This window comes from Arthrobacter sp. KN11-1C (assembly GCF_052180225.1).
Classification (GTDB): Bacteria; Actinomycetota; Actinomycetes; order Actinomycetales; family Micrococcaceae; genus Arthrobacter.
On the sequence record NZ_CP197467.1, the window covers coordinates 4406628 to 4428511 of the forward strand.

Sequence of the window (21884 nt, forward strand, 5' to 3'; positions counted from 1 at the left end):
GGGCAGGAGGCGTTGGATCGGGCTGCCATTGCTCGTTTCGTGTTGGCCCGTCAAGAATGGTGAGTGTGAACGACAGCTTCGCCGATGCGGCCTCCCGGATGTGGCACGCAATCGGCGCCGATGATGCGGATTGGTCCGCCACGCAATTAACTACGACGGGACCACGAACGGTCCTTCCATCCGCGTTCGACGTGACAGGACTCGCGACGGGGGCGGTCGCCGTCGCGACATTGGCCGCTGAGCAGTTCCTCGCAGCCCGCCGCCAGTCAGGGCCGCGGGCGGTGACGGTGGACAGCCGGGAGTCCTGCGCGGCGTTCGCGTCCGAGAGGCTGTTCGCCCCGATCGGTTGGACCCGGCCACCGTTGTGGGACCCCATCGCCGGCAACTATCGCGCGGCCGACGCCTGGATCCGGCTCCACACCAACTACGCGAGCCACCGCGCCGCCGTCGAGCGCGTACTGGGCGCCCATGACCGCGACACAGTTCAGGCCGCGGTGGCAGGGTTGCGCGCCGAAGAATTGGAGACGGCGATCGTGGAGGCGGGCGGATGCGCCGCCGTCATGCACAACCGCGGGCAATGGCTCGCTTCGGCTCCGGGGATGGCGACGGCGGACGCGCTGCCGATGACCGTCGTCGAACGCCCCTCATCGGGCTCCGGGACGCCGAACGCCGTCGGGCAACCGCCCTTCGACGGGGTGCGCGTGCTGGACCTGACGCGGGTAATCGCAGGACCCGTGTGCACCAAGTTCCTCGCCGGTTACGGTGCCGACGTGCTGCGGATCGACCCGCCGGGCTTTGACGAGGTGCCCTCGTTGCTGCCTGAGACGACGCTCGGCAAACGTACCGCCGCGTTGGATCTCACTGCCCCAAGCGACCGCGCGATATTCGAGGAACTGCTCGCGGGTGCCGATGTGCTCGTGTCGGGACTGCGGGCCGACGCCCTGAAACGTTTGGGCTACGACGACGCGTCCCTGATCGCCGTGAACCCCGGCCTGATCATCGCCAGCCTGGACGCGTACGGCTGGAATGGCCCGTGGCGCAATCGCCGCGGGTTCGACAGCCTGGTCCAGATGAGCTGCGGGATTGCTTACGACGGAGCGACCGCCGCGGGCCAAGCCGAGCCGACCCCGCTTCCCGTCCAGGCGCTCGACCACGCGACCGGCTGGCTTTTGGGCGCGGCCGTCGCCCGTGCCTTGACCCGGCACTTCACGCACTCGGTGACGGCCCGCATCCAGGGCTCACTCATCGGCACGGCCAACCTGCTGTACTCGCTGACCCCGCCGAGCGACCACCTGGCCATAGCTGCTCCGAAGGACTTCACCCTGACCGCAACCACCACTGACTGGGGGCCGGCGCAACGTGTGCCTCTTCCAGGACGCATCGACGGCGTCCCCGCGCGCTGGTCGCAGCAGGCCGGACCTCTCGGCCGCCACCCGGCCACGTGGGCGACGCCGTAGTTCGCCTGGCACAAGTAAACCCCCGGAACCGCGCGGTTCCGGGGGTATCTGGGTGGGCCCTGTGGGGATCGAACCCACGACCCACGGATTAAAAGTCCGATGCTCTACCAACTGAGCTAAAGGCCCCTGCCGACTGTAGAAACAGCCATAAATACTGTACCTCAAGCTCAAGGCCGTTTTGACACGGGCCGCACCCGCGCCGTCCTGACCTCTTTTGAACCAAACCCCGACCACGGCGCGCGGCAGGAACGGCGTGTCGCGGCAGCTACGGATTCAAAGAAGGTCAGGAAGGAACGCCCCGCACCGGCTCCCGTAGCGTTCTCCCCACTTTTGACCCCACCCCCAACGACGACACCCGGCCACAACGGCGTGTCGGCGCCCCGGCGGATTCAAAAGTGGGGAGGACGCAACAGGCTTCAGTCAAGAGTGCACGAGCGAAAACACAGGAGTAGCGTTGGGGCATGAGCGAACAATCGGGACCTCCTGTGTACGGCGGAGCAAATAGGCACCACAAGCCGAAACCCTTCGCGCCGGTTGACTTCGAGCCCTTTGCCGGTGGAGCGGACCCCGCGCGGGTGTCCGAAGCCGCGCACCTTGCCGCCCAGGCCCTCGTGCGCCGAGGCAGGGACAGTGATGATCCCAAGATCACCAGGCGCCTCGTGAAGCTCGCCGACGAGCAAGGCCTCGAAGCCATCGCCGAAATGTGGGCCGAGAGTCCCGCCCGGTCCTTGCCCGGCGCCTTGTGGCGGCTCTATGCGTTGCGCGCGGCCACCATGCAGAACTCCGAGCGCATTTCCGTGTACTTCAAGGCCGGCCGGGACACCGCCCAGGTGTCGCACGTTGTGGCGGGGGCCGCCGAGCCGCCGGGAGCCGACGAGATGAAGCAGATGGCGGATGCCATCCTTTCGGGAGCGTTCGACGGCGATTTCGACGTCGCGCTGGAACGCTCAGCCGCGTTTTGCCGCGTCGTCGCGCTCGGCCAAGCCACGCTGGCGGATAGCGCCGAGCATTCCAACGAAGGCCATGCAAGCAAGCTGACCCGGAACTCCCACCAGCTCGTGAAAACCGCGGAAGATCTCGAGCATGCGGCCAATGCATGGCGCCTCGGCGAGCTGGACTGACGTGAAATATAAGGGCGACGGGCCGTCACAACCACCCCGACCGCCAGCTGTCAATGTTGACTTAGCTCGGACGACGTAGAAAACTGAAACTGGTGTCGAACCGCGAAACCCCCGGGCTTCAACTTATAGCCGCTTCGAGCGGCCTACCGCCGAGAGGCGTATCCGGTTCGGCACCATTTTTATGCCCTTCGGCGAAGACGCCGCCCCATCCCCATCCCTCCCGCCTACCGGAAGCCAAATGAAGCTGCGTCTCTTCCCTCAAGAACCCGCCGGTTTGCAGTTGTTGTCGCAAATGGCCCGACAGATTCTTGAGGCAACCGGGACGCTTTCTGAGATCTTCGGTGCCCCTGTCGCGGAGCACGAACGGCTTGTGGAGGAGATGCACGAGCACGAGGCGAAATCCACGGATCTGCATTTCGCCCTCCTGACCCATATGCGCACGAGTTTCGTGAACCCGCTCCCCCGCGAAGACATGTATGCGCTTTCCCGTTTCCTCAACGAGGCCATGGAAAAGCTGGATGCCGCGGGTGAGCTCGTAGCCCTTTACAAACTGGACCGGGTGCCCAAGCGCGCGGCGGACCAGTTGGAGATCATCAGCCGCCAGGCGGAACTCACGGTCGATGCCATGCGCCAGCTGGACGATCTGGACGAACTCGAGGACTACTGGATCGAGGTCCTGCGGCTGGCGAAGCGTGCGGAGCGCAGCCACAGGACCTGGGTGGCCGAGATGCTCCGCGACATGAAGTCCACCCAGTTTTCCAGGAACCGCGACGTAGCCAACCAACTGGTGGACGTCACCAAGGACATGCGCCGGGTCGCTACCCAGGTAGGCAGCATCATCGTCAAGGAAGCATGAGGTGGCGGTCGCGTTCTTCGCCCTTGTGGTGGTGCTGGCGGCTGGCTTCGCATTCCTGAACGGCTTCCGCGACGTCTCCACCGCCGTCGCGCTCTCCGTGCGGACGCGTGCACTCACTCCGTCCGTTGCCGTCGTGTTGGCGGCTGTCTTCAACTTTGCCGGCGTGCTGCTCAGCGGCGGCTTCGCAATGATTTTCAGCCAGTCGTGGGTGGTCCTCCCCTCGGGAATGAGCGGCCTGACTGTGCTCACCGCAGGGCTGTGCAGTGCCATCCTTTGGGGAATCTACGCTTGGTGGCGCGGTGTGCCGCTCTCGTCAACCCATGCTTTGGTGGGAGGCCTGGTGGGCGCAGGAGCCGCAAGCGCCGTGATGGGAGGCAGCTCCATCAACGGGGCAGACAGTATCCTGCTGGCACAAGTGGTCCTGCCGCTGCTGCTGTCCCCCGTGATTGCCTTCCTCGGCGCCTACCTGCTCGTGTGGCCTGTCACGTGGGCCGCGCGTTACACCCAGCCCGACGTGGTGCATAGCCGCTTCCGCCATGCACAGTCCGTCTCGGCCGCTGCCGTCGCTTTCGGCCACGGACTGCAGGATGGGCAGAGATCCGTAGCGGTGATCCTGTTGGGCGCCGTTGCGGCCGGGGTGTCCGACCCCAACGACCTCCCGATCTGGGTCATCCTGCTGACGGCTGTCATGCTCACGGCGGGAACGCTTTGTGGCGGCTGGCGCATCTCGTACACCCTGGGCTACAAGCTCACGAGGGTAGACCCCATGCGGGGATTCATAGCCCAGAGCCTGACCTCGCTGATGTTGTTCGTCGGCGCCATCGGATTCCACTTGCCGCTTTCCACCACGCATACGGTCACGTCGGCAGTGCTTGGCGCAGGAACCAACCAGAACTTCTCGGTCACCAACCGCCGGATGGTGCTGCGCATCCTGGGCTTCTGGGTCGCGACGCCGATCGTTACCGCCGCGGTGGCGTTCGTCGTCGGGCTGGCGCTCTCGCCGCTTTCGCACTGACTTGAGGGGTCGTCCAGGCACGCAAAAGCCCGACGCCGGCAGTCACCTCGGAAGGTGACCGTCGCCGTCGGGCTTTTCGCATCGATTGCTCCAAAACTGCCGTTTTGGACATCCAAAACGGCAGTTGCTCAGCAATCGATGGGTAGCGCTGGGGACTATCCGAACCGGCCGGAGACGTAGTCTTCCGTGGCCTTCTGGGACGGGTTGTTGAAGATGGTGGTGGTGTCCGCGAACTCGATGAGCTTGCCCGGCTTCCCGGTGCCGGCGATGTTGAAGAACGCCGTCTTGTCGGAAACACGTGCAGCCTGCTGCATGTTGTGCGTCACGATTACCACGGTGTATTCGTCCTTGAGCTCGTTGATGAGGTCTTCGACGGCCAAAGTGGAGATGGGGTCCAGCGCGGAGCAGGGCTCGTCCATGAGGATGACCTGCGGTTCCACGGCGATCGCACGGGCGATGCAGAGCCGCTGCTGCTGGCCGCCGGAGAGGCCGGAGCCTGGCTTCTCGAGGCGGTCCTTGACCTCGTTCCACAGGTTGGCGCCGCGCAGGGACTTCTCCACGAGCGCGTCGGCCGCGCCCTTGCTGATCTTCCTGTTGTTCAGCTTCACGCCGGCCAGCACGTTGTCACGGATGGACATGGTCGGGAAAGGGTTGGGCCGCTGGAAGACCATGCCAACCTGGGTGCGGACCGTCACGGGGTCCACTCCGGGGCCGTAGAGGTTGTCGCCGTCGAGCAGGACTTCACCTTCGACGCGTGCCCCGGGCAGTACCTCGTGCATGCGGTTGAGGGTGCGCAGGAAGGTGGACTTTCCACAACCGGACGGGCCGATGAATGCCGTCACCGATTTGGCTTCAATGTTGATGTTGACGCCTTCAACAGCCAGGAAGCTGCCGTAGTAGACGTTCAGATCCTTGACGTCGATCCGCTTAGACATGGTGTTCCTTCGGTGCTGTGGTTGGAAGTGTGCGTGTGGCCTGGCGGCTCAACGGCCGGCCTTGGGGGCGAAGATCCGGGCGATCAGCCTGGCGCCGAGGTTCAGGAGCATCACCAGGATGATCAGGACCAGGGCGGCACCCCATGCCCGCTGGCTCGACGGGTCCGGGTTGGACGGCGAGGTCGGGTTCAGGATCTGCGTGTAGATGAACGTAGGCAGCGAGGCCATCCAGCCGCCGAACACGTTGTTGTTGATGGTGGTGGCGAAACCAGCGGTGACGAGGATCGGCGCAGTCTCGCCAATCACGCGGGCGATCGCCAAGGTGACGCCGGACGCGATGCCGGAAATCGCCGTCGGGATGACCACCTTGAGGATGGTGCGCCACTTGCGGACGCCCAGCGCGTAGGCCGCCTCGCGGAGCTCGTTAGGGACGATCTTGAGCATTTCCTCGCTGGAGCGGACCACCACCGGGATCATCAGCACCGAAAGCGCGACGGCGGCAACCGCACCGGTCTTGGTGCCGGGGCCGACCACGGCGAAGAAGAATGCTGCGGAGAAGAGGCCTGCCACGATGGACGGGATACCGGTCATGACGTCGACGAAGAACGTGATGGCGCGGGCGAGGGCCCGGTCGTTGCCGTATTCCACCAAGTAGATCGCGGTCAGCAAGCCCACCGGAACCGAGATGACCGCGGCGAGCAGCGTGATCTGCACGGTGCCCAGGAGCGCGTGGTAGATACCACCGAGGACCTTCGTGCCGTCGTCGACGCTCTTGTTGTCGAGGGAACCTGTGACGCCGTTCATGGATGTCGTCAGGAAGCCGGGGGTGATGATGCCCGGGATGCCGTTCACGAGAACGGTCCAGATCACCGAGATCAGGGGCAGCAGGGCCACTAGGAACGAACCGACGATCAGGCACGTCGCGAGCTTGTCGCGCGCCTTGCGGCCGCCTTCGACCACTGCGCTCCAGCCGACCAGGCCTATCGCGAAGAGGATGGCGGACACGAGGCCCCAGCCGAAGGCGTTGAAGCCGATCAAGGCAAGGATCGCTGCCCCGAGAACCAGGGCGATGGCCAGGACGACGTATGGTGCGAAAGAGGGCAACTGGCCCTTGGTCAGTGCGGAGCGTTTACGCGCTACGGGGGCTGTGACAGTCATTAGTTGGCTCCCGAGAATTCTTTGTGCCTGGAGATGATCCAGCGTGCAATCATGTTGACACCCAGGGTGATGACGAACAATACCAAGCCCGCTGCGATCAACGTGCTGACCTTGAGTCCGCTGGCTTCAGGGAAGTTCAAGGCGATTTCCGCGGCGATGGTCTGGTTGCCGGTCTGGATCAGGCTTGCGGTCAGGGCTCCGGAGGACAGGACCAGTGCGACGGCCATGGTCTCGCCAAGTGCACGGCCGAGGCCCAGCATGATGGCGCTTATGATCCCCGGGCGGCCGAACGGCAAAACAGCCATCTTGATCATTTCCCAGCGGGTCGCGCCGAGGGCCAGGGCGGCTTCCTCGTGGAGCTTCGGGGTCTGCAGGAAGATCTCACGCGACAAGGAAGTGATGATCGGCAGGACCATGACGGAGAGGACGATGCTCGCGGTCAGTATGGTCTTGCCGGTAGCCGAGGCGGGGCCTTGGAAAATCGGCAGCCAGCCCATGTAGGTGGCCAGCCAGCCGTAAGCCGGCGAAATCTGGGGGGCAAGGAATGCCGCACCCCAGGCGCCGTAGACCACGGAAGGAATGGCCGCGAGGAGGTCCACCACGTAGCCAAGGCCTGAGGCAAGCCTGCGGGGCGCGTAGTGCGAGATGAACAGGGCGACGCCGATGGCGACGGGGGTTGCAATCACAAGCGCGATGGCTGCGGCAATCAGGGTGCCCACCACGATAGGCCCGATGTAGGCGAAGAAGCCCTGGCCGCCCTGGATGTCTGAGGGCGGAGCCACGAGCGCCGGGATGGCCTGGATGACAAGGAAAAGTGCGACGCCGAAGAGAACCACGAGGATCAGGCATCCCGCGGCCAGGGTGGCTCCGGAGAAGACCTTGTCCCCGGTGCGTCCGGCACCTTGGGAAGTGGTCAAGGAGTTGGTGGTCACTTCACGATCCTTCAGATTCACTCAAAAATGGCCAAGTTCCCCGCCCCGCCCGGTGATGTTTCACCAGCGCGGGACAGGGAACCTCGATATTCAGGGTAGTGGTGCCGCGGTCCGCAGCACCACTACTCCATTGTGGTCCTTAGGCCTTGGCCTTGATGGAGTCGACAGCAGCCTTCGCCTTGTCCTGCAGCGCCTTGGAGAGCGGAGCGGACTTGGCGGAGCCGGCAGCGGCCTGCTGGCCGGCGTCGGAGACTACGTAGCTCTCGAATGCCTTGACCAGGTCAGCGGTTGCCTGCTTGTCGTAGGTGGTGCAGACGACGTGGTAGGAAACCAGGACGACCGGGTAGGCCGAGGAATCCGTGGTGGTGCGGTCGAGCTTGATGGAAAGGTCGCCGGTCGGGCGGCCTGCAACGGGCTTGCCCAGTTCAACGGCCTTGGCGGCAGCGTCGGCGGAGATCTTGACGAAGTCCGAGCCAACCTTGATCTGCGCGGTGCCGAGCTTGCCGGAAACTGCGGAATCGTCGGCGTAGGTCACGGCACCCGGGGTGTCGGTGACGGTCTTGACGACGCCGGAGGTGCCCTTGGCGTTCTCGCCCTTCAAGGATGCAGGCCACAGGCCAGCAGCCTTGTCGGTCCAGACGGAGGGAGCGGCAGATGCCAGGTAGTCCGTGAAGTTCTGGGTGGTTCCGGAGTCGTCAGAGCGGTTGACCGGAGTGACCTTGAGGTCCGGCAGCGTAACGCCGGCGTTCAGGGCGGCGATTGCCGGGTCATTCCAGTTGGTGATCTGGCCGCGGAAGATCTTGGCAACCGTGGTGGCGTCGAGCTTCAAGTCCTTGACGTTCGGGATGTTGAAGGCTACGGCGATCGGCGAGATGTAGACCGGGATGTTGATGGCGCCATCGGTGCCGCACTTGGTCTTGGAGCTGGCCAGCTCAGCGTCGGTCAGGTAGGCGTCAGAGCCTGCGAACTGTGCGGAGCCGTCGAGGATGGCCTTGCGGCCTGCGCCCGAGCCGTCCGGGGAGTACTGGACCGTGGCACCCGGGTTCGCGGAAGCGAAGTTGGTCTTCCAGGCGTCCATTGCGGCGCCCTGCGCCGAGGAGCCGATACCGGTCAGGGTGCCGGTGACCTTGACGCCTGCGGGGCTCTGGGTAGCTGCCGGGGCGCCGGTTGCGTTGTCTGAACCGCAAGCGGTCAGCGCAAGGGCGCCGACTGCGAGGACCGCGATTGCCGCGTTGCGGCCGAAGCGAGTTGCCTTCACTGGGATGTACCCCTTCCAGGGATTCTCTGATGCGTGCCGAGGGAGAAAGTCGGCATACGAAAGATTTGCGTACGTGTTTGTACCTTTATTGACGTTATGAGCCGCAGGTAAAGGGATCGGCGGTGCAAAGTGAACGGAAGGTGAACGGCTGTGGACCATTGGCTTACAAGTGCAGCGTCGCCCTTGCGCTCGGCGCGCCATGAGGGATTAAGTGATGCCCCTCACTTTGCGGCTCCCTCGGCGTGCCGCACCCCGCACGCCGCTCCTGAATAGACTTGAGCCATGACCGCCCCACAAGGACTTTCAACAGGCAAGAAATTCCTGCGGGCGCGGCTGCGCACCGGTTTCGTCCGCAGCCGGAACTCGCTGGTTCCGGCCGTCCAGATGACCGTCTGCGCCGTGGGTGCCTACGCGTTCGCCGAATATATCCTGGGGCACTCAGGACCCCTTTTCGCCGCGACTTCGTCGCTGATCGCGCTCGGCTTCTCGCGGGATCCGCGGCTTCGCCGGGTTGTGGAGGTCGGGCTTGGCTGCACCCTCGGGATCGTCATCGGCGATCTGCTGCTCCACTGGCTGGGTTCGGGAATCTGGCAAGCCGCCGTCGTGCTCCTCTTCTCCATCCTGCTGGCCCGGTTCCTGGACAGCGGCACCATCTTCACCACCCAACTTGGCCTGCAATCGCTTCTCGTGGTCTTGCTGCCCGCGCCGGCCGGGGGGCCGTTCACCCGCAGCATCGACGCCGTGGTGGGCGGGGTTTTCGCGCTGCTCGTCACCATGCTGGTACCGAAGGATCCGCGACGGGAGCCGCGCCAGGACGTCCGCAAACTCCTCCACGAACTCTCGGAGGTCCTCCGTGAGTGTGCCGACGCATTGATCAACAGCGACTCGACCCAGGCCTGGCATGCGCTCATCCGTGGCCGGAATTGCCAGCCCCTCGTGGACCGGATGCGCCAATCCCTCAAGGCGTCCGGAGAAGTGGCCACGCTCGCCCCGGCGTACCGGCGGCACCGCGACGAATTGACCATGCTGGAGGAATCGCTGGATTCCATCGACCTCGCCCTTCGCAACGGCCGGGTGTTCGCGCGAAGGCTCACGAGCGCCATCAACCATGCAGCGTTGACGGACGAGGCTACGGACAGCATTTCGGAGGTCCTGCAGGACACTTCCGCCGCCGTCGAGGAATTGTCGCTGGGCCTCGCGGAGGTGCACGACGGCGCGCGCCGCGCCCACCTGCGCGGCGCGCGGCAAGACTTGGCAGACATTGCCACCCGGCTGCACCCCAAGATCCTGCATGTGCAGAAGCTCGAGGGCGAAACAGTGGTGATGCTCTTCCGTCCGCTCATGGTGGACCTGCTCGAAGCCGCGGGCATGGATCCCCGGGAAGCAAGGGACGTGCTTCCTCCCTTGCAGTGAGGCGCACGTGACTGTCCTACCCCTCCACTAGCCTTGTACGCATGGCTTCCAAGACCTCACGCACCTCCAAGACACCCGCGTACAAATGTGCCGAATGCGGGTGGACCACGGTCAAGTGGGTGGGCCGCTGCGGTGAATGCCAGGCGTGGGGCACCGTAGAGGAATCCGGCGCCACAGTTGCGCGCACGACGGCGGCAACAACAGTTTTGGAGCCGGCCCGCCGGATTGCCGAGGTAGACGGGACCACGGCCGCGTTCCTGCCCACCGGCGTCGACGAACTTGATCGCGTCCTGGGTGGAGGGCTGGTTCCCGGCGCTGTGATCCTGCTCGCGGGGGAACCCGGCGTCGGGAAATCCACCCTCCTGCTGGATGTCGCGGCGAAGTTCGCCCGCACGGGCCAGGATGTCCTTTACGTCACGGGCGAGGAATCGGCGGCCCAGGTCAAGCTCCGTGCGGAACGGATCGACGCCGTGGCGCATACCCTCTACCTTTCGGCGGAAACGGACCTCGGACAGGCGCTGGGGCAAGTGGAGAAGCTTGAGCCGAAGCTCCTGATCGTCGACTCAGTGCAGACACTCAGCAGCGCCGACGTCGAAGGCAGCGCCGGCGGCGTTTCACAGGTCCGGGAGGTCGCGGCGTCCATCATCGCAGCCGCAAAGCGACGCAACATGACCACCCTGCTGGTTGGCCACGTGACCAAGGATGGCTCCATTGCCGGTCCTCGACTCCTGGAGCACTTGGTGGACGTTGTTTGCCAGTTCGAAGGCGAGCGCCATTCGCGCTTGCGTCTGTTGCGCGCGGTCAAGAACCGCTACGGCGCCACGGACGACGTCGGCTGTTTCGACCTGAACGAAACCGGCATCGAAGGCCTCGCCGATCCGAGCGGCCTTTTTGTGTCGCGGACGCGCGAGCCGGTGTCCGGCACCTGCATCACCGTGACCATGGAAGGGCGGCGCCCGCTGCTGGCCGAGGTCCAGTCGCTCCTGGCCGAAAGTGCCAGCTCGCAGCCGCGCAGGGCCACGAGCGGCCTGGACAGCTCGCGTGTCGCGATGCTCCTCGCCGTGCTTCAACAGCGCGCTGGCTGCGTCCTGCACAAGGACGACTCCTACGTGGCCACTGTCGGAGGCGTGAAACTGAGCGAGCCGGCAACCGACCTGGCGGTGGCGCTTGCCGTGGCCTCGGCAAAGGCGCGCAAGGCACTGCCCCAGCGGCTGATTGCCTTCGGCGAGGTTGGCCTGGCCGGCGAGGTCCGGCCGGTTCCGGGGATCAACCAGCGCATCCACGAGGCCCAGCGGCTTGGTTTCACCCACGCGGTGGTGCCCGCCAGCCCCAACGGACCGGGGCCCGTCCCGGAGGGTTTCTCGGTCCGCGAGGTCGCACACCTGGCAGAGGCCTTGGAGCTCCTGATCACCTAGCGGGCCACCACTGGACATGCCCCCTGTTTGAGCCGAGGACTGGACATAATCCCACTATGTCCAGTCCTCAACTCAAGGGAGGGACATGTCCAAGGGAATTCTGGGTGGATCAAGCGGGCTGGCATCTGACAGCTTGGCCCGGAGTGTCGGGCGAGCGGGTTGGGCGCGTTCACCGGAAGACTGTCCCTATGACCAAAAGAAATGTGCTCATTGGGGGACGCCTCTTCTTTGCCCTCCTGACCCTTGCGGCCGTCGGGACGCAGCTCACGGTCCACATCGGCCTGGGCTTCGATCCGTGGAACTTCTTCAGCTACTTCACCAACCTGTCCAACATCTTCGCGTCGGTGGTGCTGTTGATCAGCAGCTACCGCGTGATGATTGGCAAGCGGCCCAGCGAGCTCGACGACGCCACCCGGGGCACTGCCACGATCGCCATGGCCGTCGTGGGACTCGTCTTCGGCGCGCTCCTCGCGGGACAGGACCTCGGCTCCTTGCTCCCCTGGGTCAACTTCGTCGTCCACTACCTCATGCCGGTTGTCATGGTGGCCGACTGGCTCTTCCAGCCTCCGCGCTCCAGGCTGACCGTCAAGCACCTCTGGTACTGGCTGCTCTACCCGGTTGCCTACCTCGTCTATAGCCTGATCCGCGGGTCTTTCGTGAACTGGTATGCCTACTGGTTCATCGACCCTGTGCGCGCTGGCGGTTGGGGTGGAGTGGCGGTTTTCGCAGTAGCGATCGCCGTGGGGTTCCTCGTGGTGAGCCTGGCCATGCTGGGGCTGGGGAACAAGCTCAAACGCCAAGTGAGCTACTGAACGCCCACACCAAACCCAAGTCCCACGGGACATGCCCCCTGTTCGAATCCGCCCGCCTACTAACCCCTTCCCGCTGGGACATGCCCCCTGCACGAATCAAGGACTGGACATATACCCAATATGTCCAGTCCTCGGGTGCAACGAGGGGCATGTCCGGTGCGCGACGGGGAGCATGTCCAGTCCTCTGCTGATACGAGGGGCATGTCCAGAGGAAAACTATTTCGCGGGGTTGTGCGTGCCGATCGGGACCAGCGTGAGCTTCGGGTGGTTCTTCTCGATGCGGCGGAGAGCCCAGACATCGTTGAACAACGCGAGGTATTCGCCGTCGGACCTCAACAGCACCTCAGCGCCCGGGACGTTGGCGAGCGTCGGCATGGCGTCCGCCGTCGAGATCCTTGCCATCGAGTACGGGAGCCGCTCCAGGCGCATTGGGGCGTTGAAGTCGTGGGCCATGCGGTCTTCCACCACTTCGAACTGCATGGGACCGACGGCGGCGAGCACGGGTGCCTGATCGCCCCGGACGTCGGAACGGAGCACCTGGATGACGCCTTCGTGCTCAAGCTGTTCGATGCCGCGGCGGAACTGCTTGAAACGGCTGGGGTCCTTGGACCTGGCCACCTGGAAATGCTCGGGCGCAAAGAGCGGAATGGCGGGGAATTCCACGGGTTCGTCCAGGAACAGGCTGTCTCCCACACGGAGTGACGACGCGTTCACCAAGCCCACGACGTCCCCCGGGTAGGCCTCGTCGATGACTTCCCGTTCGCGCCCGAAAACCTGCTGGGCGTACTTGGTGGCGAAGGACTTCCCGGTGCGCGTCTGCGTGACCACCATGCCGCGCTCGAAAACGCCGGAGCACACGCGAATGAACGCAACGTGGTCGCGGTGGGCCTTGTTCATGCCGGCCTGGACCTTGAAGACGAACCCGGCGAAGGGAGCATCAACGGAACGGGGTTCGCCGTCGATGTCGGGGCGCGGTGCGGCCGGAGGCGCGAAATCCACCAAGGCATCCAGGATCTCCTTGACCCCGAAGTTCAGGGCCGCCGAGCTAAAGAGAATCGGGGTTGCCGTTCCGGCGTGGAAGCTCTCCACGTTGAATTCGAGGTTGGATTCGATCACCAATCCGGCTTCGTCGACGGCGTCGCTCCAGTTGTTGCCCTGGGTTTCAGCCGCTTCTTCCGGGGTGAAGTACTCGGTGATGGCGATGTTGGCGCCGGCGTTGTTGCGTGCGAACCGCGCGAAGCGGTCGTTCCGCAGGTCCCAGACTCCGCGGAAGTCGCCCGAAATGCCCACGGCCCACGTCAAAGGCATGGGCTGGAGTCCGGTGCGCTCGGTGATCTCGTCCATCAGGGCGAGGGCATCCAGGCCTGGACGGTCCCATTTGTTGATCACCGTAATGATCGGCAGGTTCCGCTGCTTGCAGACCTCGAACAGCTTCATGGTCTGTGTTTCCAGGCCCTTGGCGGCATCCACCAGCATTACTGCGCAGTCGACGGCGGCCAGGACGCGGTAGGTGTCCTCGGAGAAGTCGGCGTGGCCCGGGGTGTCCAGCAGGTTGATGACAGTGTCCCGGTAGGAGAACTGCAATGCCGCGGAGCTGATGGAAATACCGCGGTCCTTTTCCATCTGCATCCAGTCGGAAACGGTTTCCTTGCGGTTGGCCTTGCCGCTCGACGCACCCGCGGTGCCGATGACTTTGGCGTGCAGCGCGAGGGCTTCCGTGAGCGTGGACTTGCCGGCGTCAGGGTGCGAAATGACCGCGAAGGTCCGACGCCGGGAGGCCTCATGGTGAATTTCCTGGACTCGGGCGGGGCTCAGGACTTCTTGGGACACGGTGCTACTTTCGCTGCGATCGGGGCGTTGCCCGCACTGGAACGACGGGCCGAACGTGGATTGGAGGCTGGATACGGGCCCCGCGCCGGCGGGAAGCCAGCTCAGGAAGCGGCACGATTTGTGCGCAGCCAAGATACCAAGTTTATCGCAGGCAGAGCCCACGCCGGAGGCAGGTCCCACGGCCGGCGCTTAACAGGATCGAAACGAGGTGCACAAACCACCGAAATGACCTGCCGATAGTTTGAGTCAATGGTGGACATGTCCGGCCCGCGTTGGGGCCGTTCGCCAGGAAAACACCCCAGCTGCCGGCTTGGCATGAAAGGAACAGGGCATCAATGAAACCAGGGAATGACTTGTTCTACGATCCCCTCGACCCCTCCCCCGCGGCGAACCCTGCCGGGTTCAAGCCGGCGGACTCCATCGGGTTCGCAGAAGCGAACTCCACCGCCGCCCCGGCCTGGCCCCGGCAAGCACACCACCAGGACGCCGGTACCGGCGCAACCCACGCTCCCGCGAGGCAATCGCATCCGGACGCGGGGAGGGCTGCGGCCCGGGAAGCCGCGCTGCAGAGCGTGCGGCGCGACCTTGAGCGGCTCGCGCGACTTCGGACGGCTCCGTGAGGCCCCGCGACAGTCCCCGGGGCCAAAGCGGTACCCCGGCGACCGAGTCCAAAGTGGCGGTAAGGCATCCGCCGTCGAACGCGTTTCGAAGCACCCGCCACATAAGCCTCTTTGGGGCACTTTAAGGCTTGCCCGTGCGGTTGTTGCCGGTCTATACCTCTATCATTGAGCTTGCGGGAAACCTAGCATTTTGATCCCGTCGACTCATTGCTGAAAACCGGCACAATTGCGGGCGCGCCTGCGTGCACCTTTGAAGGGAACACCTATGGCTCGGAGCCCCGAAGATTCGCTCAAGGCGACTCTGGGCAGGGTGGCCCCCGGAACGCCGTTGCGCGACGGCCTGGAACGCATCCTCCGCGGGCGCACCGGCGCACTCATTGTGCTGGGAACGGACCGGACCATCGAGTCCATCTGCTCCGGCGGTTTTGAGATCGGCATCGATTTCTCCCCGACGCGGCTGCGTGAGCTCGCGAAGATGGACGGCGCCATCATCTGCGACAAGGACGCGGGGAACATCCTTCGTGCCGCAGTCCAGCTAGTGCCGGACTCCAGCATCGAGACGCAGGAATCAGGAACACGCCACAGGACCGCGGAGCGCGTGGCCATCCAGACCGGAGTACCGGTGATTTCGGTCAGCCAGTCCATGCAAATCATCGCCCTCTACGTCAACGGCCTGCGGCACGTGCTTGAGGGTTCCGAGAAGGTGCTGGCCCGCGCCAACCAGGCTCTCGCGACCCTCGAACGCTACAGCGCCCGATTGGACCAGGTCACCAGTGCCCTGTCGGCCCTCGAAATCGAGGCCATGGTCACCGTCCGGGACGTTGCTGTCACCCTCCAGCGCCAGGAAATGGTCCGGCGCATCGCCGAGGAAATCGCACAGTATGTCTTGGAGCTCGGTGAGGACGGCAGGTTGCTTTCACTGCAGTTGGAAGAGCTCACCACGGGCCGCGGCCCGGGCAGCGACGTGATCATCCGCGATTACGCCGGCGCCAATGCCTCGCCGGAAGACATCGACGGCGCCGTGCAGGCCCTCCTGGATCTTGGCCCCACGGAGCTGATCGACCTCAGCAAGATTGCCGGGATCATCGGTTTCGCCGGGGGCATGGACGTGCTCGACGCCGGTGTGCAGCCGCGCGGCTACCGCCTCTTGTCCGGGTTGAAGTCGGTTCCGAAAGCCGTGGCCGACCGCTTGGTGGAGCATTTCGGCGGACTCCAGTACCTCATGGCCGCCACTATTGACGACCTCATGACGGTGGACGGCATCGGCGACCAGCGCGCCCGGACGGTCCGCGAAGGGCTCAGCCGCATGGCCGAAGCCAGCCTGCTCGACAGGTTCCTCTAGCCGAGCTGGAAGACGGTTTTCGTGCTCGCCTTGTTTCCCAGGACGGCCTTGAACGTGTAGGTTCCGGTGGCCGGTTTGGCCGAGATGACGCCGCAGCCCTCGGTCGTCCGGTTGCGTTGCCACGGGAAGTTGGCGATCTCGCTCTTGCCCGGATCGATCTGCTTCACGAGGTCATCGCCCTTCGCCTGGCAGTCCTTGGAGGAGAAGATCCGGTCCTCGCCGCTCATCACCAGGAACTCCATCTGGGACGTGCCGACGTTGACCTGGCACGGTGCTGCTCCGCCGTTGGTGATCTTCATGCTCAGCACGGGGTTCTGCCCGGCCGCATAGGCAGGCTGGTCCGTGGACGCCGTCACCGTCACCAGGTTGAGATCGCACACCGGGGTGGGCGTGGGCGTTGTGGTGGCCGCAATCGGATCCGCCGACGGCGTCTGGCTCGCGGGGGTGGCTCCGACCGCCTGGGGGTTGGACGAGCCGGAATCCGCCTTGCTTGCGAGGGATGAGCTCATGGCCGCGACCCCCGCAACCAGCATCGCCAGGACTGTCAGGAGCGCACCGAAAACAACCAGCCTCCGACGCCGGTAAACAGCTGGGCTCGTCCGTCGCCTTTGGGGACGGGCCCTATTTGCAGAACCGTTGGCGCCTGCGGTCCGGGCAGCGTTTTTCGCCGGAGGCGACGTGCGCGCCCTCGGCGGTTGCTTGCCCTTGTTGACCATGCTTCTAGGCTAGGCAACGCACTGCCCGGATGGCGCCGCACCACGCCGCCGGGGCCCGATCGGAGCCAGTGTGACCTACGTCATCCCCGCGACTCCACTACAGTGGATGGCAGGAATCGGCCGCCACCAGGGCACGCCACGAACTGCAGCGAGGATCTCCATGTCACTGCCTGGCGCCGCTGAACTTGCCGGCACCCATCACCTCACGGATCTGCACCAGTCCATGGACCGCTGGTTTTCCGAAGTGGCCCGCGTGTTGCCGTGGAGGTCGGCGGACTGCAGCCCGTGGGGCATCCTGGTCAGCGAAGTGATGCTGCAGCAGACTCCGGTGGTTCGCGTGCTGCCGGTGTGGGAAGACTGGATGGAACGTTGGCCGGAACCTGCGGATCTAGCCATGCAGCCCTCGGGTGAGGCCGTGCGACATTGGGGCAGGCTCGGTTATCCCCGCCGCGCGCTGAGGCTGCACGCGGCCGCCGTCGCAATCGTGGAGCAGCACGGCGGCAGCGTGCCGGACACGCACGCATCGCTGTTGAGCCTTCCCGGCGTCGGCGACTATACGGCCGCGGCTGTGGCCGCTTTTGCCTTCGGGCGCCGCGAAACCGTGGTGGACACGAACATCCGGCGAGTGCATGCCCGGCTCGTTTCGGGACTTGCGTTGCCGGCTCCGTCGCTGACCGCGTCGGAGATGCGCCTTGCCGAATCGCTCATGCCCGACGACGTCGGGCTCTCCGTCCGCTGGAACGCCTCCGTCATGGAACTCGGAGCGCTCGTGTGCACCGCCCGCTCCCCCAAGTGCCTGGATTGCCCTGTCCGCGACTCCTGCGCATGGCTCGCGGCCGGTGAGCCACCCCCGACGTACACGCCCAAGGGCCAGGCGTGGCACGGCACGGACCGGCAGCTGCGGGGTGCCGTCATGGCCGTATTGCGCGTGGCCGATTCGCCGGTAGCCCCGGAACTGTTCGAACGCCCCGCGGCCGACCTCGGCTTCGACGGCGAGGGTACGGCCGTGCCGCTGGCTGCCCTGCACCGCCTGAACTCGGCCCCGGAACAGCTGGAACGCGCCCTCGAGGGGCTCCTGCGCGACGGTCTGGCCGAGATGCACGACGGCGGGCTGCGGCTCCCGGCCTAGGCTTCCGTCTGCGCTGGTTCCGCTACGGTCTGGCCGGTTTGCGGGCCAGAAGGTACGCCTGCGGGGTCTTCTCGTATCTGTCGTCCGGTTCGCGGAGTAGCTGCGCTTCCACGGCAAAGCCGGCCTGAAGGAGGAGTTCGGTGATGCGCTTTGGTGGCAAGCGGTAGGCATCAAGGTCGATTTCGTGGCCATAGGCGAAGCCCAGGTGCCTCGGCTCGTCACCGGCCTGGAACGCGAGCAGCAGCAAGCCGCCGTCCCGGAGGCTCCGGTGGAATTCCGCGAACACCCCCGGCAAACGGGCGGGCGGCGTGTGGATGATCGAATACCAGGCGACGATCCCACCCAAGGTGTCGTCCTTGAGCTCCAGCGCTTCGATCGACCCTTCATCGAACCGCAGGCCGGGGTGGTCCCGGCGAGCGACCGTCACCATCTCTGGCGACAGGTCGATGCCGAAAGCCGCCAGGCCAAGGGAATGCAGGTGCGCAGTAATCCGTCCAGGGCCGCAACCGAGGTCGGCAACCGTCCCGCCTCCCGCGGACTCCACGAGCTCGGCAAAGGTACCCAGCATGGCCCGGTCAAAGGGTTTGCCGTCGAGCTCGTTGCGCAGGAGTTCCGCGTAATCGGCAGCTACCGTGTTGTAGGCGGCGCGGGTGGCCTCCACGTCCGAGTGTTCAGTCATGCAAAGAACCCTAATGTTTCCGGCCGTCCTAGTCCCCGCGCCCGGCCGACACCGGCCGAAAGCCGGCCGTGACTTTCCCGTGAGGTCGCGGAGCAGCAACGATCCGCGGGAGTCGGTAACGATGTGCCTGCCAGTTGCAAGCAGGTCGTTCCGGGCCGCGGGTGCGGGATTATCCTCAAAATATGCGCAGGTTGTGGGCCGCCATCGCATTGACCACGACGGCGGCGCTCTGGTCGGGATGCGAACCTCAAGTCACCGTTTGCCCGGCAATTGCGATGGCACCTGTGGTGTCCCTGACAATCACGGCAGAATACGCACCAACGGTCAGGACCGTCCATTTGAAGGCATGCCAGGACGGGAAATGCCGCGAGGGCGATGTGGATCTGCGCCCGGGCAGCGTATCGGTACCGCAATCCTGCAGTCCTGAACCCGAGGGCTCATGCTCTGCCGTCACGTCACCGGATGGCACCCGCTACGGCTTCCTGAACATGGGAACACTGACGTCCTCGCCCGTCGATGCCGAAGTGACCGGCACGGACACAAACGGCGGGACCTTGCCGGTCAGGACAATCAACTTCACGCCAAGAACCGCCAAACCCTGGGGCGAGCAGTGCCAGACCGCCATCACGGCAAGCCTCCTGCTCGATGCCCACGGCCTGCGGCAGTCCTGAACACCTCATGCGGCGTCACACCTGGGCGTCGTCAAACCCTGGCGCCGGGTCAGATCTCGCCGAATCCCTGTTCCACCAACCGCCGTACGTAATCCACGGCTTTCGATGAATCCTTGCCCCAAGCCTCGATCCTGAGCTTGCCGCCCTTGCCCACGGCTAGGCTCATGAGTTCCATGATGGATGTTCCGTCGACGCCGTTTACTGTTGCTTCCACGTCCATGCCGGCCAGTCCGCCCGCAATCTTCGCCGCGGGCCTGGCGTGCATTCCCATCGGGTTGATGAGTTCGAACTCGCCGCTTTCCTCCGGTTCGCGCGTGCCTTGCGATTCAGCGGATCCCCGCGTATCAATAGCGGGCTCCGGACCGAACCGAACCGCCTCCGCGGCGGCCTTCACGTCGGCCGCGGAAGCGCCACCTTGGGTGGCCACCGCCGCTGCAACCAGGCCTTCCACCAGCGGAGCATCGGCAAGGAGGATTTTGTCCGCGTCGCTGCAGAACTCGGCCGCTGATTCCGCCGTCATGACGGCAGAACCGAGGTCCGTCAGAACCACCACGCCATCCCCGGCAGCCTCCGCAAGTCCTGCCTCGAATGCGGCGATCGCTTTCTCCAGGTCCGTTCCAATCCGGCCGTCGTCCGTGCCGCCAACGGCGTAGAACCTCACATCAGGGGCCATCTGTGCGGCTAATTCCACCGCGCCTTCCGCGATCTTCCGGCTGTGCGAGACCACCACCAAGCCAACCGTCATTCAGCTGATCCCTCAGGGAAACCCGCGGCGGTAGCGGCTGCGCGCAACAACAAAGCAGAGGACGCAGCCCCAGGATCGCGGTGACCGGCGCTGCGTTCGCCGAGGTAGCTGGCGCGGCCTTTGCGGGCTACCAGAGGATCAGTCGTAACCGCACCGACCTCGGCAGCCTCGGCCGCCGCAGCCAAAACGGCCACGGCATCTCCACCGGCTTCCAGGACCTCGTCCGCCGCTTCCACAGCCGGAGACCAGGCATCCACCATGGTCTTGTCACCCAGCTCAGCCTTGCCGCGGGCAACAATTCCGTCCCGAGCCGCAGTGAGTGCTCCGGCGAGCGCGGCGGCATCAAGGTCCGCGTTTTCTCCCAGCGCCGTGGCCGCCCGAAGATACGCGGTTCCATACAGCGGTCCCGCTGCCCCGCCCACTTTGGACATCAGGGTCATCGCGGCCAGCTTCAGGGCCGCGCCGGGTGTTTCGGGTGGAGTCTGTGCGAGCTTCTCCATGACGGCCTGGAATCCCCGATCCATGTTTTCGCCGTGGTCCGAGTCGCCTATCGCACGGTCCAAGGCAATCAGTTCCTCCCGATGTTCGGCCATGAGCCGTGCAGAGAGCGTCAACCATTGGACCGCCCACTCGACCCCCAGGCCCACTGTCACATCCCCCAACGCAGTGCCGGAGTGTGGACGGGCGCATCCCAGAGGGCAGTGAGTTCGTCATCGAGCCGCAACACGGAGATGGAGCAGCCTTGCATCTCGAGCGATGTGACATAGTTGCCCACCAGTGAGCGTTCCACCTTGGCTCCTCTTTCCGCGAGGATCTGGGCCGCCCGGCGGTAGACGATGTACAGCTCACTGAGCGGCGTACCACCCATGCCGTTGACAAAGAGCAGCACTTCTTCGCCGGACTTGATCCCGAGGTCCCCCAGGACAGGGTCCAATAGGCGGCTGGTGATGGCGTCGGCGCCCTCCATGGCGATCCGGTGCCTGCCCGGTTCACCGTGGATGCCAATGCCGATTTCGATTTCGTCCTCGGCGAGTTCGAAGCTGGGTACCCCGGCATGCGGCACGGTGCAGCCCGACAATGCGACGCCCATAGTGCGCACGTTGCGGACTACGCCCTCCGCCACACCCGCGACAGCTTCCAGGGAATCCCCGCGCTCCGCGGCGGCGCCGGCAATCTTTTCGACCAGCACGGTGCCACCCACGCCGCGCCGACCTGCCGTGTACAGGGAGTCCTCCACAGCAACGTCGTCGTTGACGAGCACCGAACGGACGCTGATTCCTTCCGCCTGGGCCATCTCTGCCGCGGTCTCGAAATTCAGCACGTCACCGGTGTAGTTCTTCACGATGTGTATGACGCCGGCGCCGGAATCGACGGCCGCGGTGGCCGGAATGATCTGGTCCGGGGTGGGCGAGGTGAAGACGGCGCCCGGTACGGCGGCGTCGAGCATTCCGTGCCCCACAAAGCCGGCATGGAGCGGCTCGTGGCCGCTCCCTCCTCCCGAGACAAGCGCCACCTTGCCGGCCACGGGCGCTCCTTTTCGAACGACGAAGATGGGGTCCGTATGGACGTCCACGAGGTCGGCATGGGCCATGCCGAATCCCTCTACAGACTCGTCCACCACCGAGCGGGGATCGTTGATGAGCTTTTTCATGGCGCGCTCCTGGGGCGTTGCTGGTAGGTGATTTGACCCTACTACCAGCGCCCCGGGCACGGTAGGGGAATGGGCCTCATGTGGAAAGTCCGGAACCGGAAACGCGAAAGGGACAGCCCCCAATGGCTG

21 protein-coding genes and 1 tRNA gene are annotated in these 21884 nt (G+C 65.1%); 11 read left to right on the forward strand and 11 right to left on the reverse strand.

The features are described from left to right. The first annotated feature begins 65 nt into the window (after positions 1–65). Positions 66–1457, forward strand: coding sequence for a CoA transferase (locus tag ACSBOX_RS20655; protein WP_442544137.1), 1392 nt, complete (start codon positions 66–68; stop codon positions 1455–1457). Positions 1458–1510: 53 nt separating this feature from the next. Here ACSBOX_RS20655 and ACSBOX_RS20660 read toward each other — a convergent pair. After that, positions 1511–1583: transfer RNA gene (locus tag ACSBOX_RS20660), tRNA-Lys, on the reverse strand. 335 nt (positions 1584–1918) lie between these two features. On the opposite strand from ACSBOX_RS20660, the gene ACSBOX_RS20665 reads away from it, so the two are divergent. The 3 genes from ACSBOX_RS20665 (at position 1919) to ACSBOX_RS20675 (ending at position 4449) form a co-directional block, all read left to right on the forward strand. Next, entirely contained in the window at positions 1919–2578 is a 660-nt protein-coding gene (locus ACSBOX_RS20665) for a hypothetical protein (RefSeq protein WP_078106945.1), read from the forward strand. A gap of 238 nt (positions 2579–2816) precedes the next feature. Continuing rightward, entirely contained in the window at positions 2817–3434 is a 618-nt protein-coding gene (locus tag ACSBOX_RS20670; protein WP_078106946.1) for a DUF47 domain-containing protein, read from the forward strand. Between the two features lies 1 nt (position 3435). Beyond that, positions 3436–4449 (forward strand): anion permease, encoded by a 1014-nt coding sequence (locus tag ACSBOX_RS20675; RefSeq protein WP_442544138.1) that lies wholly within the window; start codon positions 3436–3438, stop codon positions 4447–4449. A gap of 155 nt (positions 4450–4604) precedes the next feature. On the opposite strand, the gene pstB is transcribed toward ACSBOX_RS20675, so the two are convergent. The 4 genes from pstB to pstS all read right to left on the reverse strand — a co-directional run bounded on the left by pstB (position 4605) and on the right by pstS (position 8732). Then, the gene (gene pstB / locus ACSBOX_RS20680; protein ID WP_078106948.1) at positions 4605–5384 is read right to left on the reverse strand and encodes a phosphate ABC transporter ATP-binding protein PstB; all 780 of its coding nucleotides are present in this window, start codon (positions 5382–5384) and stop codon (positions 4605–4607) included. Positions 5385–5432: 48 nt separating this feature from the next. Further along, positions 5433–6542, reverse strand: a complete 1110-nt coding sequence (pstA, locus tag ACSBOX_RS20685; RefSeq protein ID WP_442544139.1) for a phosphate ABC transporter permease PstA — start codon at positions 6540–6542, stop codon at positions 5433–5435. After that, positions 6542–7474: a phosphate ABC transporter permease subunit PstC gene (gene pstC / locus ACSBOX_RS20690; protein WP_442544140.1), complete on the reverse strand. Its 933-nt coding sequence runs from the start codon at positions 7472–7474 to the stop codon at positions 6542–6544. The genes pstA and pstC overlap by 1 nt, the downstream gene beginning before the upstream one ends. Positions 7475–7613: 139 nt before the next feature. After that, on the reverse strand, positions 7614–8732 hold the full coding sequence (pstS, locus tag ACSBOX_RS20695; RefSeq protein WP_442544141.1) for a phosphate ABC transporter substrate-binding protein PstS: 1119 nt from the start codon (positions 8730–8732) through the stop codon (positions 7614–7616). A gap of 282 nt (positions 8733–9014) precedes the next feature. Between pstS and ACSBOX_RS20700 the strand changes: the two genes are divergently transcribed. The 3 genes from ACSBOX_RS20700 (at position 9015) to ACSBOX_RS20710 (ending at position 12372) form a co-directional block, all read left to right on the forward strand. After that, entirely contained in the window at positions 9015–10145 is a 1131-nt protein-coding gene (locus tag ACSBOX_RS20700; RefSeq protein ID WP_442544142.1) for an FUSC family protein, read from the forward strand. A gap of 41 nt (positions 10146–10186) precedes the next feature. Beyond that, positions 10187–11560 (forward strand): DNA repair protein RadA, encoded by a 1374-nt coding sequence (gene radA, locus ACSBOX_RS20705; protein WP_442544143.1) that lies wholly within the window; start codon positions 10187–10189, stop codon positions 11558–11560. A gap of 188 nt (positions 11561–11748) precedes the next feature. Beyond that, positions 11749–12372, forward strand: a complete 624-nt coding sequence (locus tag ACSBOX_RS20710; protein ID WP_442544144.1) for a Pr6Pr family membrane protein — start codon at positions 11749–11751, stop codon at positions 12370–12372. Between the two features lie 216 nt (positions 12373–12588). On the opposite strand, the gene ACSBOX_RS20715 is transcribed toward ACSBOX_RS20710, so the two are convergent. Beyond that, positions 12589–14202 carry a peptide chain release factor 3 gene (locus ACSBOX_RS20715; RefSeq protein WP_442544145.1) on the reverse strand — a complete coding sequence of 538 codons (1614 nt, stop codon included), beginning with the start codon at positions 14200–14202 and terminating at the stop codon, positions 12589–12591. A 335-nt stretch (positions 14203–14537) separates the two neighbouring features. Here ACSBOX_RS20715 and ACSBOX_RS20720 point away from each other — a divergent pair, with 335 nt between their 5' ends. Next, positions 14538–14822 carry a hypothetical protein gene (locus tag ACSBOX_RS20720; protein WP_442544146.1) on the forward strand — a complete coding sequence of 95 codons (285 nt, stop codon included), beginning with the start codon at positions 14538–14540 and terminating at the stop codon, positions 14820–14822. Positions 14823–15087: 265 nt separating this feature from the next. Continuing rightward, on the forward strand, positions 15088–16164 hold the full coding sequence (disA, locus tag ACSBOX_RS20725) for a DNA integrity scanning diadenylate cyclase DisA (protein ID WP_442544147.1): 1077 nt from the start codon (positions 15088–15090) through the stop codon (positions 16162–16164). On the opposite strand, the gene ACSBOX_RS20730 is transcribed toward disA, so the two are convergent. Beyond that, positions 16161–16880 (reverse strand): hypothetical protein, encoded by a 720-nt coding sequence (locus tag ACSBOX_RS20730; protein ID WP_442544148.1) that lies wholly within the window; start codon positions 16878–16880, stop codon positions 16161–16163. The two genes, disA and ACSBOX_RS20730, sit on opposite strands and share 4 nt — an antisense overlap. A gap of 160 nt (positions 16881–17040) precedes the next feature. On the opposite strand from ACSBOX_RS20730, the gene ACSBOX_RS20735 reads away from it, so the two are divergent. Further along, the gene (locus ACSBOX_RS20735; protein ID WP_442544149.1) at positions 17041–18009 is read left to right on the forward strand and encodes an A/G-specific adenine glycosylase; all 969 of its coding nucleotides are present in this window, start codon (positions 17041–17043) and stop codon (positions 18007–18009) included. 22 nt (positions 18010–18031) lie between these two features. On the opposite strand, the gene ACSBOX_RS20740 is transcribed toward ACSBOX_RS20735, so the two are convergent. Next, positions 18032–18688 (reverse strand): class I SAM-dependent DNA methyltransferase, encoded by a 657-nt coding sequence (locus ACSBOX_RS20740; protein WP_442544150.1) that lies wholly within the window; start codon positions 18686–18688, stop codon positions 18032–18034. A 182-nt stretch (positions 18689–18870) separates the two neighbouring features. Between ACSBOX_RS20740 and ACSBOX_RS20745 the strand changes: the two genes are divergently transcribed. Beyond that, positions 18871–19359: a hypothetical protein gene (locus ACSBOX_RS20745; RefSeq protein WP_442544151.1), complete on the forward strand. Its 489-nt coding sequence runs from the start codon at positions 18871–18873 to the stop codon at positions 19357–19359. A 49-nt stretch (positions 19360–19408) separates the two neighbouring features. Here the strand turns inward: ACSBOX_RS20745 and dhaM are convergent, their stop codons facing one another. From dhaM to dhaK, 3 genes are read right to left on the reverse strand one after another with little or no spacing between them, the layout of a single operon-like run. Continuing rightward, complete coding sequence (dhaM, locus tag ACSBOX_RS20750) at positions 19409–20104, reverse strand: dihydroxyacetone kinase phosphoryl donor subunit DhaM (protein ID WP_442544152.1); 696 nt, start codon at positions 20102–20104, stop codon at positions 19409–19411. Then, complete coding sequence (gene dhaL, locus ACSBOX_RS20755; protein WP_442544153.1) at positions 20101–20751, reverse strand: dihydroxyacetone kinase subunit DhaL; 651 nt, start codon at positions 20749–20751, stop codon at positions 20101–20103. The genes dhaM and dhaL overlap by 4 nt, the downstream gene beginning before the upstream one ends. Before the next feature lie 2 nt (positions 20752–20753). After that, positions 20754–21755 carry a dihydroxyacetone kinase subunit DhaK gene (gene dhaK / locus ACSBOX_RS20760; protein WP_442544154.1) on the reverse strand — a complete coding sequence of 334 codons (1002 nt, stop codon included), beginning with the start codon at positions 21753–21755 and terminating at the stop codon, positions 20754–20756. Positions 21756–21884: the final 129 nt, after the last annotated feature.

Excerpts from the sequence above, each read along its gene's own strand:
- ACSBOX_RS20665 (WP_078106945.1), top strand. The coding sequence starts at position 1,919 with ATGAGCGAACAATCGGGACCTCCTGTGTACGGCGGAGCAAATAGGCAC.
- ACSBOX_RS20670 (WP_078106946.1), top strand. The coding sequence starts at position 2,817 with ATGAAGCTGCGTCTCTTCCCTCAAGAACCCGCCGGTTTGCAGTTGTTG.
- pstB (WP_078106948.1), bottom strand. The coding sequence starts at position 5,384 with ATGTCTAAGCGGATCGACGTCAAGGATCTGAACGTCTACTACGGCAGC.
- pstA (WP_442544139.1), bottom strand. The coding sequence starts at position 6,542 with ATGACTGTCACAGCCCCCGTAGCGCGTAAACGCTCCGCACTGACCAAG.
- ACSBOX_RS20700 (WP_442544142.1), top strand. The coding sequence starts at position 9,015 with ATGACCGCCCCACAAGGACTTTCAACAGGCAAGAAATTCCTGCGGGCG.
- radA (WP_442544143.1), top strand. The coding sequence starts at position 10,187 with ATGGCTTCCAAGACCTCACGCACCTCCAAGACACCCGCGTACAAATGT.
- ACSBOX_RS20710 (WP_442544144.1), top strand. The coding sequence starts at position 11,749 with ATGACCAAAAGAAATGTGCTCATTGGGGGACGCCTCTTCTTTGCCCTC.
- ACSBOX_RS20720 (WP_442544146.1), top strand. The coding sequence starts at position 14,538 with ATGAAACCAGGGAATGACTTGTTCTACGATCCCCTCGACCCCTCCCCC.
- disA (WP_442544147.1), top strand. The coding sequence starts at position 15,088 with ATGGCTCGGAGCCCCGAAGATTCGCTCAAGGCGACTCTGGGCAGGGTG.
- ACSBOX_RS20730 (WP_442544148.1), bottom strand. The coding sequence starts at position 16,880 with ATGGTCAACAAGGGCAAGCAACCGCCGAGGGCGCGCACGTCGCCTCCG.
- ACSBOX_RS20735 (WP_442544149.1), top strand. The coding sequence starts at position 17,041 with ATGTCACTGCCTGGCGCCGCTGAACTTGCCGGCACCCATCACCTCACG.
- ACSBOX_RS20740 (WP_442544150.1), bottom strand. The coding sequence starts at position 18,688 with ATGACTGAACACTCGGACGTGGAGGCCACCCGCGCCGCCTACAACACG.
- ACSBOX_RS20745 (WP_442544151.1), top strand. The coding sequence starts at position 18,871 with ATGCGCAGGTTGTGGGCCGCCATCGCATTGACCACGACGGCGGCGCTC.
- dhaM (WP_442544152.1), bottom strand. The coding sequence starts at position 20,104 with ATGACGGTTGGCTTGGTGGTGGTCTCGCACAGCCGGAAGATCGCGGAA.
- dhaK (WP_442544154.1), bottom strand. The coding sequence starts at position 21,755 with ATGAAAAAGCTCATCAACGATCCCCGCTCGGTGGTGGACGAGTCTGTA.